Consider the following 13,073-nt stretch of genomic DNA (forward strand, 5'->3'; position numbering starts at 1 on the left):
TTGCAGATAGTGACGATTCTCTAGTAACCCAATGTCAAAAAACGATTTGCCTGAAAGTTATAGGGGGGCCCCATTATCAAATTCAAAGAAAATCCCGGTTCACGCATACTATGCGTAAACCGGGATTTTTTAGTTTGTGCCGAAGAACGAAACGAATTCTTCCACTTCTTTACGTGGTTTTGGTTTTGGCATTTCATCGAAATAACCAAATTGCAACATGCTGATGATGCGTTCGCCTTGCTGGACGCCAAGTGCTTCACGGAATTTTGGTGTATCAAGGAACCCTGGTGTTTTCCAACAAGAACCAATTCCTAAATCCCATGCAAGCAATTGTGCATTTTGAATGTACGTGCTCGCTGCAGCGTAATCTTCCAGACGCTCTTTTTGACGTGCATCTTCCGGAACAATCATAAATGCATAAGCTCCAGGTGTCGTGAATTTTTTCATTTGTTTTGCTAAATCTTCTTCTGAAAGTTCTTTCCATTTCGCTACACCAAACTCGAGTAACACGGTATGTAGTTCGCTCAATTCTTTCCCACAAGCGACCACTAAACGCCAAGGTTGACGAGCGCCGTGATTTGGTGCCCATTTTGCATCATCTAAAATATTCATTAAAGTGTCGCGTTCAACTGGTTGACCATTAAAGACTTTGATCGAACGACGTTGAAGTATGGCGTCACGTACTGATAAAGATTGTTCATTCATAATGTATAAGTACCCCTTTTCACTATCAAGTTATGTATTGCATCCTACTTAGAAATTTATAAGCTATGGACCATTGTAGCACATGTTAATACCGTAAAAAACAAGCCACTCGTTTGCGTCGTTTATTTCATGGTGACGCAATTTCTTCCTTTTTCTTTCGCTTCATAAAGTGCTTGATCCGCTAAACTTTAATTTAGGAGGAGAATGAGGAATATGAGAATGTAAATCTGTTTCTTCAAGTGAGAACTTCCTTAATCTATATTTATTATATCCTAAAACCACCTCTTCCTTCATAATAAAGAGAAAGGATTTTGGGGGGCTCACATGTTTGTCTATCTCATAGGTAGCTATTTTTTGGGAACTTTACTAACTGCCTGGTGGGTAGGTAAGTTTTATAAAACCGACTTACGTAAGCATCGCAGTGGGAATTTAGGGGCTCGCAATGCTGGGGCTGTAATAGGGAAAAGTGCATTCTTCCTCACCTTATTGGGCGATGCTATAAAAGGTGTTGTCGTCATACTAGTTGGACGATATCTCGATTATCCAGAATGGATTGTCGCAATTGGTGGGTTACTCGTTATTTGTGGTCACATCTTTCCCTTTTGGTTAAAAGGAAAAGGTGGTAAAGGCATTGCTACTTTCGTTGGCATCGGACTCACATTTAACCTCTTTTTTGCGCTTGCTTTTACGATTGGCTTTCTTGTAGTACTTCCCTTCCTGCGCAGCGCGACACTAAGCATGTTATTTGGTTTCCTGGCGTACACTGGGACAATCATCTATTTTCAAGATGTCCAAGTTTCCTTGCCTATAATAGTTGCTATTCTCTTGATTATGTATCGTCACCGCTTTGATTTCAAACAATCCTATTATGAACAAAGATGGAAACGTTCTTAATATTATCTTCTAAATAGCTTTATTTTAATCTAAAGTTACGACTATCGTGAAAGAATACTATTCATGTTATAATATTTAAAAATCAAAATTTTTAATTAAAGATAGGATGATTCGTTCATGTCAAAAAAACCGATTGCCTGGGTTGTTGATAGTACCGCTTTTATTAGCGATACGCTTGCAGCTCACCCTGATGTACATGTCGTCCCATTGACCATTCATTTTGGGCAAGAACAATATGCAGACGGGATTGAATTAACATCAGATCAACTCTATGATCGTATTCGAAATGCGCAAGAATTCCCGAAAACATCACAACCAGCTGCCGGTGAATTTGCCAAGCTGTATGAAAAAATCAGTGAAAATTACGAAGCCATTTTAGCCGTACATGTTTCTGCAAAATTGAGTGGTACCTTGTCTTCATCAAAATCTGGTGCAGAAATCGCCGAAGTTCACATGGAGTGTGTGGATTCACTTTCTCTATCCACAGGGATTACCAAACTTGTAGAGCGTGGACTGGACTTGCAGGAAAGTGGAATGAAACTTGAAGATATTGCAAATGAGCTTCGCAATCAAGTGAAAAATTTCCGTAATTACATCTTGATTGGTAATTTAAACCAACTATATAAAGGCGGGCGCATGAGTAGCGTTCAATTCTATTTAGGGAGTTTACTACAAGTCAAACCAATCATACAAATAACGGCTGAAGGCGAACTGAAAGCTCTGGATAAAGTACGCTCTCAAAAGAAAGCCCTTACTTATTTAGTCGATAAAGCCGTTGATGCTTTTACTAATGATGGCGTACGATCTATTGATTTGATGCAAGGAAATATTCCAGAGCAAGCAGAAGAATTGAAGAACTTAATTCAAGCAAAAGTGCCTGACTTAGAAGTTCGTATTGGTGAGATCAGCTCTGTACTTGCCGTACATGCTGGCGAAGGAACACTTGCTATTCTTTGGTATACTCCATCAAAGTAAACGTCAGAAACCCTTGGGCAACTTGAGCCCAAGGGTTTTCTACGAGAAGGAATCTTTTATATGGAAGAAAATATACTTCGTGGTGCCGGCATACGCAGGAGATGTATCATAGCGCCAATCACGTTGCCTACTACTAACCGTGTGAGCATTTACTAGTGGATCACTGCCATTAAAGCCCGTCACAATGGTTGTATGATCAAATCGGCCATCACCTTGGAAATCGTAACTGATCACATCCCCGAGTTGTAAATCGCTGGCGTTTGCGACTTTTACAGCTTGCAAACCGACCTTCGATGTATCTAAATACCACCTTAGAGCGTGTGATGTACTCCAACTAAAACTCCACGTGCCCCCTTGTATCCACCATCCTTTACCACGTGCCGGATAGCCACGCATGGGTGCACCCCCTGCTCGAAGGCATTGAGAAATATAATTCGTGCAATCAACATCAAATTTCGGATATGCAGGATTGTATGCATTCCACCAAGTGTTGGCGTACTGTACGGCTGCTTGACGATTATACAAGTTATCCCTCCTATGACCAACGTATGTATGGTGGTTGGTTTTTAGAATGGTTTCCCTGCGACCTCTTAATCTTCTGCCCTTCTGCATTTCAATTCATTCACTCATGAAGAATGCGACATTATTGTATTCAACGCTTGCGCTCAGCGTAAATATACGATAAACAACGGTATAGCTTTGATTTATCTATAATAATGAATGCTGTTGATTCGTATATAATCTTGTAACTTATTTAAATTCAACCAAATACCGCGGAAAACACACTCATCACAACATCAAGACTAGTTCTAATATACGGCACAATCGTATATTCACCAATTGGGGTCAACACCACGATCAAAAATAGGAGTGATCCATATACTTCTAACGGGATGAGTTTTCTCTGTATCTTGGCTGGCAATAAACTAGATACGATACGATAGCCATCTAATGGTGGGAGCGGCAATAAATTAAATGCGCCCAGAACCACATTGAGGATGACGAATATGTTCAGAAATGCTTCCAATGATGTACTCATTGGCATGAAGTACCAAACGGTAAATCCAATAAAGGCTAATACAAAGTTACTGAGTGGTCCGACCAAACTCACGATGATGGATTGGAGACGTCGTGTGGAAAAATAGAAACTGTTGACTGGCACTGGTTTTGCCCATCCAATCCCTGCAATGAAGATAAGCAGTGTTCCCACTACATCCAGATGTTTCAGAGGGTTTAGCGTTACTCGTCCTTGATTTTTTGCCGTGTCATCTCCGAATAAAGATGCCATCCATGCATGCATAAACTCGTGCAGTGTAAAGGCAATGACCAATGTGATTAAGACATTTGGTATTTCTGATAAAGAATATGCTAAAAACTCTATATTGTCCGCCCGCCTTCAATCAAAGTATGTCTTCTTTCAGCTGTTAATAAATTCATAATTTTCCTATTTCGCTGTAAATCTAATGTACCATTTTACTAATTGGATTTCACTAGTATCTTTTATATTGTATTAATTTACTAAAAGCTACTTTCACACTAAAAACTGCAAATTTTATAATCATGAGCAGTTTTCTTATTAGTACATCTAGGCGGGGTTTGAGTTAGAGATTTCTTGTATTACTGCTGGGGTTAAGGATTTGGCACTAGTACAGTTCCTGTAAATACAATCGGTCCTACGACTGTAGGAGGATTCCCATTACCTACTAGTCTTGCAGTTAAATAATACTGATAGGTTTGGTTTGCCATAAATGATCCTGCATTCACGACACTAAAACTAGTTGCGATTCTTTGATTCCCCTGAGAATCATCGATTATTCGCACAACCTCATTTCCTGCGGCTATACTACCTCGGTAAATAACAAATTCAACTTGATTGGCTGCACCAGATTGCCAGCCAACTGTTGCTGTGAGTAGTACTCGACTTAACGGGTTAACAATTGTAATTGCATTTCCATTGGCTACCGATAATTGGCATAAAGTTGCACCAATTGGGGTGTTCGGTAGTACGATACTTGCTGTTAAAGTTTGGCAATACTCAAACTTTGCAAGTAAGCCAGGTGCTCCCGCTGGTCCAGTGTTCCCTTGTGGTCCAGTGTTCCCTTGTGGTCCTGTGTTTCCTTGAGGTCCTGTGTTTCCTTGAGGCCCTGTGTTTCCTTGAGGCCCTGTGTTTCCTTGAGGCCCTGTGTTTCCTTGTGGTCCTTGATCACCTGTATCTCCTTGTGGCCCTTGATTGCCTGTATCTCCTTGTGGTCCTTGAGGCCCTGTGTTCCCTTGTGGTCCTTGATCACCTTTATTTCCTTGTGACCCTTGAGGCCCAGTGTTCCCTTGTGGTCCTTGATCACCTTTATTTCCTTGTGGTCCTTGAGGCCCTGTTTTTCCTTGTGGTCCTTGATCACCTTTATTTCCTTGTGGTCCTTGAGGCCCTGTGTTCCCTTGAGGTCCTTGTGGCCCCTGATCTCCAGTTTCTCCTGGAATACCTTCTGGGCCTCTACTACCACGAGGTCCTTCTGCACCAGTGTCTCCTTTTGATCCTGGAGGTCCTTGTTCACAACAATGTTGATGTTTACAATTACAATCATGACTGCTTGATTCATGGCTACTTGATTCATGAGTGCTCGATTCTTGGCTACTTGATTCATGACTGCTCGATTCATGATTACTTGATTCATGACTGCTTGATTCATGGCTACTTGATTCATGACTGCTCGATTCATGGCTGCTTGATTCATGACTGCTCGATTCATGATTACTTGATTCATGACTGCTTGATTCATGGCTACTTGATTCATGACTGCTCGATTCATGACTGCTTGATTCATGACTGCTTGATTCATGGCTACTTGATTCATGACTGCTCGATTCATGGCTACTTGATTCATGACTGCTCGATTCATGATTACTTGATTCATGGTTGCTAGATTCCTTGCATTTCTTTACCTCGCATTTTTCTTTACGTTTTGGTTTTGGTTTTGGTTTTGGTTTTTTATGATGATGTTTCAAATTTTTTCACCTCCTCTCTATCTACATACTATTCAGTACTAGAAAGGAGGTCTGGACAATATACTAATAGTTTTTTCAGTAGTTTTAAGTTATATCTATATCTACTGTTGAACTCCCCACCCTTTATAACCATTTCTCAATAGCTCCTTTTAATGCTTGTGAATATGAAAATCAGGATGTGCGACGGTTTTGAGAGATAATTCCCTTTTTTGAACGCCAAACTATCCAATATGAGCGTTAAATTTTTCATAATTTGGCCGAGCTGTCTTTATTAGTCCAATCAAACATAGATATAAATAAAGGGAAACGCATAGTAGTGTGGAAATAATAGGGATAAGGGAGAATGATAAAATATGAAAATTATTAATGGGAAATATAGTGATGCCACCGTATTTACGAATAACATTGATGAGGTCACTGTATCTCAAATCGAGACTTTTTTGAATGAAGAATTGACAAGAGGGGCAAATGTTCGAATCATGCCTGACTGCCATGCAGGAAAAGGAGCGGTCATCGGGACAACAATGAAGGTGATGGATCGTGTAGTTCCAAATCTTGTGGGTGTCGATATTGGGTGCGGTATGCTTTGTGTGGAAATTCATAAGCAGGAAATTGATTTTTCTAAACTTGATGCAGCGATTCGGGCATTGATTCCCTCTGGTCAATCCGTTCGAGCAACTGCTCATGATTTTATAAGCCATATAGAATTGGAGAAGGTATTGGCGAATTTTTCTATGGAAGTGGCACATCTCTCATTAGGTTCATTGGGTGGAGGCAATCATTTTATTGAAATGAACGAAACAGAAGATGGTCGACTGTTTTTGGTCATTCACTCTGGCAGTCGTCATCTTGGGACCAAAGTGGCAAACTACCATCAGAAGAAAGCAATCGCACAGTTAAATTATGATAAAGATGGACTTGAAGAATTAATTAATCAGTTGAAAGTCGAAGGCAGACAAAGAGAAATTCAGGAAGCAATCAAGTCTTATAAATCAGTGAATCCCAATATCCCAAATGACCTGGCCTACCTACAAGGTGCTCATATGGACGACTACCTGCATGATTTGAAAATCGCACAAGAATACGCTAAATGGAATCGAGCTGCAATGGTACAAATTATCTTAGAAGCGATGGGCTTTAGTGAAATTGGACGAATTGATACAGTTCATAACTATATTGATTTAGAACATATGATTTTACGAAAAGGTGCGATTTCTGCAAGAAAAGATGAAATGGTGTTAATTCCAATCAATATGCGGGATGGTTCACTTCTTGCAAAAGGAAAAGGCAACGATAATTGGAATCAATCTGGCCCACATGGAGCGGGTCGTATCCTTTCCCGGACAAAAGCAAAGCAACTTCTGCAATTGGAGGACTTCGAAAATGCCATGAAGAATGTCTATACCACGAGTGTAAGTCAAGATACGATCGATGAATCTCCTTTCGCATATAAAACTATGCAGGAGATCATAGATAATACAAAAGAGACAATTGAAATACAATCTATTCTAAAGCCTATCTATAATTTCAAGGCAGCGGAATTTCTAGACTGGAAAAGAAAATAGGTTATGAAGGATTGGCTTAATTGTCGCTCTTTTATTTACACCGATATGAAGACATAAAAAAGAACCAAAAAAATTTGGTTGGAGTAACTTTCTTCGATTTCTAACAAATTGATTACAAAAGAAGCATGTTTTGATTACAAGACGTATAAATCGGCCTATAAACAATAAAAATGAATAGAGTCAACCACAACAAAAAACCACTCAATCCCTTGATATGAGTGGTTTTTCGTAAATGGAGTATATCGGGTTCGAACCGACGACCTTCACACTGCCAGCGTGACGCTCTCCCAGCTGAGCTAATACCCCTTGTTTGAAATTTTTGGTATAATACGTATTATAAATCATAATGGTTCGATGAATCAATAGTCGAGAGGGTGTCAACATGCAGAAAGTCCAACAACACGCAGAGCGTGAGATCTTAGCTCCAACCCTTTTATGTGATGCAAAAGGAAATTTGAACCCGGCAGCTATTGGTTTTTCACGAAAACCGTTCATTGATAGTAATTTAAAAGGTCATTTTATGCGAAAGAAAAAATGGAATTACTGGTGTGTGTATGGCGAAGATATTTTGTTTTCTGCAACAATTAGCCATTTAGATTATGCAGCCGTTTGTTTTGTCTACTTCCTAGATTACGAAACCCAACGTTTTTACGAAAAGACAGTGACGATTCCACTTGGTCAGCGAGTTCGCATGCCAACCCAAGTGTTAGAAACGGTGAAGTTCTCGAATAATGAAATGACGATTCAACTTTTACATATGCAGGACGAAACGCATATGACGGTGACCATTTCAGATTTTGATGGGGACATGCTTCATGCCGATTTGCTTATTGAACACCCTGCTAAAGATGACTCATTAAATGTCGTCATACCTTGGAATCGCCAGCTGTTCCAACATACAGCCAAACATCATACTCTTCCAACAAGTGGATTTGTGAAGATTGGGGACAAACGTTATTCCTTCAGTCCCGAAGATAGTTTTGCCGTGCTGGATTATGGTCGTGGCGTTTGGCCAAGAGAGGCATCATGGAACTGGGCGATGGCTTCTCAACGCGTCGGTAAACAGCGCATCGGACTCAATTTTGGTGGAAAATGGACAGACGGTACAGGCATGACTGAAAATGCCGTGTTTGTAGACGGACATATGACCAAAATTCATGAAGATGTGATTTTCACGTATGACGAAAATGACTTCATGAAACCTTGGCGTATTCGTTCAAAATTTACGTCCGATGTCAATTTAACCTTTACTCCCTTCTTCAAACGCGAAGCAAAAACAAATGCTAAACTCGTGACATCAAGTGTGTATCAACTGGTCGGATATTTTTCCGGGTCCGTCATTTTAGAGAATGGAAGCAGACTTGCCATCCCACAGATGCTCGGTTGTGCGGAAGAACATAAAGCAAAATGGTGAAATCCTCATGTCCCTGCTATAAGGGTCATGAGGATTTTTTAAAAAGCTATTTTGAATCAAAACAAAAGAGTACATTTGTGCCTGTATGGCCGCAAAAAATCATCGATTCACGTTCGATTCAAGTACCCTCATCATTTTTTCAGGAAAATCAGTAAATATCGCATGAACACCAAGTTGCTGTAAAGCTAGAGCATACTCCACTTTATTAACCGTAAATACACGAATAATTGCCCCTTTTAATAAGGCTTCTTTGGTCATTTTACGTTGTGCGGTGGACAGGGAGATATGCAAGGCATCCGCTGGAATGAACCGTGCATAGTCATACGCATCAACCAGCACATCCGATGTTAATATAGCGACTTCGATGTGCGGAGCCATTTTCTTAAACTCACGAATAGCTTCATGATCAAATGAAGAAATCACTACACGTTGTGCCATGTCCATTGTTTCAATCGTAACCAAAACCTTCTCCCCCATGCCTTCATAAGGAAAAACATCCGATTTCAATTCAATGTTCACATGATGTTCAGTGTCTTGATAAATTGCTAATACTTCTTCTAATGTCGGAATGGTTTCCCCTGCAAATGAGTCTCCAAACCACCTTCCGTAATCAAACGCACGTAACTCTGTAAGTGTTAAGTCTTTGACAAAACCTTCTCCATTCGACGTTCGATTAATGGTTTCATCATGAATCACAACGAGTTCCCCATCTTTCGTTAAATGAACATCCAATTCGACGCCATAAATGTTGAGTCCGGCAGCTTCTTTGAATGCGGCTAGTGTATTTTCGGGATGTGTCCCTGATGAACCGCGATGTGCATAAATTTTCATGTTAAAGTCTCCTTAAATTTCTGTGCGCAATGTCCAAAGTTCTGGGAAGAAATATTGATCCAGTACGCGCTTCAAGTAATTGACGCCAGAAGATCCGCCCGTTCCCGTTTTGAATCCAATGATTCTTTCAACTGTCTTCATATGACGGAAACGCCATTGTTGAAGCCAGTCTTCAATGTCCACGAGTTTTTCAGCTAATTGATACAACTCCCAATACGTATCTACGTCGCGGTAAACCGCTGTCCACGCGACTAGCACACTATCGTTAGGTTCATACGGCGTTGATACATCTCTATTCAGAACGGCTTGATCAATTGAAAATCCGGCACGAGCTAGTTTCCGTATGGTTACATCGTACAATCCAGGTTGATGGAAAGCTTCTGTTAATGTGCTAAGCAATTCTTCATCTTTTTCATAAATCTTCAACACATGTTTCGTTTTGTATCCGAGTGCAAACTCGATCATGCGGTATTGGTATGATTGAAATCCACTGGCATTTCCAAGTGAAGACCGGAACTCCATATATTCTGCGGGCGTTAATGTCGATAATACGTCCCACGCGTGAATGATTTGTGTTTGGATTTTTGTTACGCGTGCTAATTCTTTAAATGCCGGCTGTAAATCGTCTTTTTCAATATGGCTAATTGCCGCTCGAAGTTCGTGCAAAATAAGTTTCATCCATAATTCTGAGACTTGATGAATGATGATAAACAAAGATTCATCATGGTGATCAGTTAACCCATCTTGAGCTGTTAATAGTTTATCTAAATGAAGGTATTCCCCATACGTCATATTTTGTTTGAAGTCCGTATGTAATCCCGCTTCCCCGTGTGCTGCACGGTTTTGTCCGTGGTCTTGTGGTTTCTTTTCCATTGTTAATTCCCCTTAAGGCTCTATTTAGTCTCATCTCATCTACCTATATTATGACATGAGCCCTGACGTTTTAACAGACTACTTACATTTTTGCAAAAACTCTATTGCTGAGACTGGTAAACTATGTTAAGATTCTATTCTGTTTTCAAACCCCTTAGAAAAGCGGATAGCGCCGATTTAGCTCGACACCGGTGCTGGAAGAACCGATTCGAAAGCCTGCTTTCGTATGAGGGTCTGAAGCTTAGGTTCGAGCTGGCGCTTGGAGCTAGACAGTAAAGAAAAGCGGAAAGCGCCGTCTTAGCCCAGCACCGGCGCTGGAAGAGCCGATTCGAAAGCCCGCTTTCGCATGAGGGTCTGAAGCTTAGGTGTTGGCTGGCGCTTGGAACTAGACAGTAAAGAAAAGCGGATAGCGCCGATTTAGCTCGACACCGTCACACTTCGAGATTTGGTCGCAACTTTCGTTCAGATTGTCGCAACTTTCCCATGGATTGTCGCAACTTCAAGTGATATTGTCGCAACTCTCACTTTTCGATCAACGCTTCTTCATTTAATCAAAATATCGGAGGACTGTATGACGCAGAAACATCCTGATTTTGAACAAGAACAAGAACGCCTAACCTACACAAAACACTATATGCAAAAACTTCTGGACGAGTCCAAGCGCGATGTAAAATCTGCGCAAGAAAATATTCGTCACGCCATGGCCGATTTAGATTATTTAGATTCCAGTTTAAGCTATATGAATATTTTAACGAATGCGCGGTTTTTTGAAATGGCTCGCTCTCAAAAGGAAGGACTTGAAGCGATTCAGCAAAAGCCGTATTTTGCACGTATTCATTTCCAAAAAGACGGCGAAGACAGTGAGATGTTGTACATCGGCAAGACTTCTTTATTCCACCGTGAAACACAGGAACCCATCATAGTAGACTGGCGTTCACCTGTCGCCAATGTGTACTATGACGGGCGTCTTGGGGATATTGAATACGATGTACGCGAAGAGAGATTCACGGGTCACTTGTTTTCCAAGCGTCAATACGCGATTGAACGTGGAGAATTGCAATCCGTTCGAGACATTGATTTAACGACCAATGACGAGTTGCTACAAGAAGCCCTCTCCGGTAAAGCAGATGTACGGCTGACTGAGATTGTATCCACCATTCAAGCTGAGCAAAACCAAATTATTCGTGCCCATTTGAAGCAACCGATCATCGTACAAGGCGCTGCAGGCAGTGGGAAGACAACCATTGCATTGCATCGAATTTCTTATTTTCTCTATACCATGGGTGAACATTTCCCTGCGGACAAATTAATGATATTAGCACCTTCCAAATTATTCATGGACTACATAGCGGACGTTTTACCAGAGCTCGGTGTCGGTCAAATTTGCCAGACTACCTATTCGGAATATGTCTTAAATGCGACGGGTATCAAAGTAAAGCTAAAAGACGTCAACTTGAAACTAGCCGCTTTAACAGAACAAGAAGCGCCAGATCAAATGATGCTTTGGCTTTCCCAAATGAAAGGTTCTCTTTCTTATACGATGTTACTAGATGCCTTTCTTTTTGAATATGAAAAGTCGATAGCCGATCAATTTGAAGACATCTTCATTGAAAAGTACCGCATCATGCGTGGGTCCAGGTTAAAAAAATTGTTTCTGGGTGACTTTGCTTATATGCCGATTGAAAAACGATTGGAACGCATTAAAACCATTCTACAATCGCATGTACGTCAAAAGAAAAAAGAAATTTTGTTATTATTAACTAAAAAGTACGATGATGCTTTGGATCAAGCTTTGTATTTACGCGATGACGCGAGACGAAAATCGGAAGTCACAAAATATATTGATGAACGCGATCGTCGCATCCCTCTAATTGAAAGAGAATCAAAAACCACAGCTTCGACTTATATGAAGCGATTTAAAAAAGCGAATATCAAAAAGATGTATCGCGAATTTGTGACAAATGGCAATTTAATTGAACAACATGCCACCCTTTGGACAGCAGATCAACGTCATGCATTTCTTCAAACGCATGCCATCGAGTCGTGGGAAATAGAAGATCTAGCTCCCCTTTATTACATGCATGCAAAGGTAAAAGGAATTTCGGATAAATGGAAAATGCGAGTGGTCTTTATTGATGAAGTGCAAGATTATAGCGTGTTCCAACTGGCTGCTTTAAAAGAAGGGTTAGGAACCGATATGTTTACGATGGTCGGCGATTTAGCCCAAGGGATTCACAGTTACCGTGCCCTTACTTCATGGGAGCCGATTATCGAGCTATTCCCCCGTGCCACGTATACAACTTTGCAAAAAAGTTATCGAACAACCATCGAAATCATGGAAATGGCCAATAGCATTTTAATGCAAATGGATGAAGATTTGCCTTTAGTTGAACCAGTCGTTCGTCACGGAATCGATCCACAATTCCATCAAATGAATACGCTTGAAAGAAAACGAATCGTCGCTTTACTGGAAGACATACGTAGCCGTGGACATCGTTCCATTGCACTCATTTGCAAAACGACGACAGAGGCTAAAGTGGTCGCCAAACAGCTGGACGGAGCAATCGCAATTCAGTTGCTTAGCGATCATTCGGATATTGACCAGGAAAAATTACTCATCGTACCGAGCCACTTGGCAAAAGGTTTGGAATTCGATGTCGTGATTGTAGTGGCAATTGACACGCCGTTTCGTGAACATGCCATCAACCGCAAGCTGTTATATGTGGCGATGACACGACCGATGCACGAATTACATTTAGTGGGACCGAGCCGGGAGTATTTTTTGTTGGCACCGCAATAACCTTTTTCGGCTAAGT

Annotated in this window: 11 protein-coding genes and 1 tRNA gene; 5 read left to right on the top strand and 7 right to left on the bottom strand. The window is 40.8% G+C overall.

All coding sequences use genetic code 11. From position 1 onward, the window contains the following. Positions 1-129: 129 nt before the first annotated feature. A complete protein-coding gene (locus GY23_RS06730) occupies positions 130-705 on the bottom strand; it encodes a nitroreductase family protein (RefSeq protein WP_075618457.1) in 576 nt (191 codons plus the stop codon). Between the two features lie 324 nt (positions 706-1,029). On the opposite strand from GY23_RS06730, the gene GY23_RS06735 reads away from it, so the two are divergent. Continuing rightward, positions 1,030-1,599 (top strand): glycerol-3-phosphate acyltransferase, encoded by a 570-nt coding sequence (locus tag GY23_RS06735; RefSeq protein WP_075618458.1) that lies wholly within the window; start codon positions 1,030-1,032, stop codon positions 1,597-1,599. Between the two features lie 117 nt (positions 1,600-1,716). Beyond that, positions 1,717-2,574 (top strand): DegV family protein, encoded by an 858-nt coding sequence (locus GY23_RS06740; protein WP_075618459.1) that lies wholly within the window; start codon positions 1,717-1,719, stop codon positions 2,572-2,574. A 39-nt stretch (positions 2,575-2,613) separates the two neighbouring features. Here GY23_RS06740 and GY23_RS06745 read toward each other — a convergent pair whose 3' ends face one another. The 3 genes from GY23_RS06745 to GY23_RS18910 all read right to left on the bottom strand — a co-directional run bounded on the left by GY23_RS06745 (position 2,614) and on the right by GY23_RS18910 (position 5,574). Further along, positions 2,614-3,099, bottom strand: coding sequence for an amidase domain-containing protein (locus tag GY23_RS06745; RefSeq protein WP_075618460.1), 486 nt, complete (start codon positions 3,097-3,099; stop codon positions 2,614-2,616). A 235-nt stretch (positions 3,100-3,334) separates the two neighbouring features. Further along, complete coding sequence (locus GY23_RS06750) at positions 3,335-3,874, bottom strand: site-2 protease family protein (RefSeq protein WP_245827599.1); 540 nt, start codon at positions 3,872-3,874, stop codon at positions 3,335-3,337. 329 nt (positions 3,875-4,203) lie between these two features. After that, a complete protein-coding gene (locus tag GY23_RS18910) occupies positions 4,204-5,574 on the bottom strand; it encodes a collagen-like domain-containing protein (protein WP_075618462.1) in 1,371 nt (456 codons plus the stop codon). A gap of 353 nt (positions 5,575-5,927) precedes the next feature. On the opposite strand from GY23_RS18910, the gene GY23_RS06760 reads away from it, so the two are divergent. Beyond that, complete coding sequence (locus GY23_RS06760) at positions 5,928-7,139, top strand: RtcB family protein (RefSeq protein ID WP_075618463.1); 1,212 nt, start codon at positions 5,928-5,930, stop codon at positions 7,137-7,139. A gap of 233 nt (positions 7,140-7,372) precedes the next feature. Here GY23_RS06760 and GY23_RS06765 read toward each other — a convergent pair. Next, positions 7,373-7,445: transfer RNA gene (locus GY23_RS06765), tRNA-Ala, on the bottom strand. Positions 7,446-7,521: 76 nt separating this feature from the next. Here GY23_RS06765 and GY23_RS06770 point away from each other — a divergent pair. Beyond that, entirely contained in the window at positions 7,522-8,553 is a 1,032-nt protein-coding gene (locus GY23_RS06770; RefSeq protein ID WP_075618464.1) for a DUF2804 domain-containing protein, read from the top strand. A gap of 99 nt (positions 8,554-8,652) precedes the next feature. On the opposite strand, the gene GY23_RS06775 is transcribed toward GY23_RS06770, so the two are convergent. Both GY23_RS06775 and kynA read right to left on the bottom strand, forming a co-directional pair. Continuing rightward, entirely contained in the window at positions 8,653-9,384 is a 732-nt protein-coding gene (locus GY23_RS06775) for a glycerophosphodiester phosphodiesterase (protein WP_075618465.1), read from the bottom strand. A gap of 12 nt (positions 9,385-9,396) precedes the next feature. Continuing rightward, positions 9,397-10,257, bottom strand: a complete 861-nt coding sequence (gene kynA / locus GY23_RS06780; protein ID WP_075618466.1) for a tryptophan 2,3-dioxygenase — start codon at positions 10,255-10,257, stop codon at positions 9,397-9,399. Positions 10,258-10,828: 571 nt separating this feature from the next. On the opposite strand from kynA, the gene helD reads away from it, so the two are divergent. Beyond that, on the top strand, positions 10,829-13,057 hold the full coding sequence (helD, locus tag GY23_RS06785; RefSeq protein ID WP_075618467.1) for an RNA polymerase recycling motor HelD: 2,229 nt from the start codon (positions 10,829-10,831) through the stop codon (positions 13,055-13,057). The last annotated feature ends 16 nt before the right edge of the window (positions 13,058-13,073 follow it).

This window comes from Paenisporosarcina indica (assembly GCF_001939075.1).
Taxonomy (GTDB): Bacteria; Bacillota; Bacilli; order Bacillales_A; family Planococcaceae; genus Paenisporosarcina; species Paenisporosarcina indica.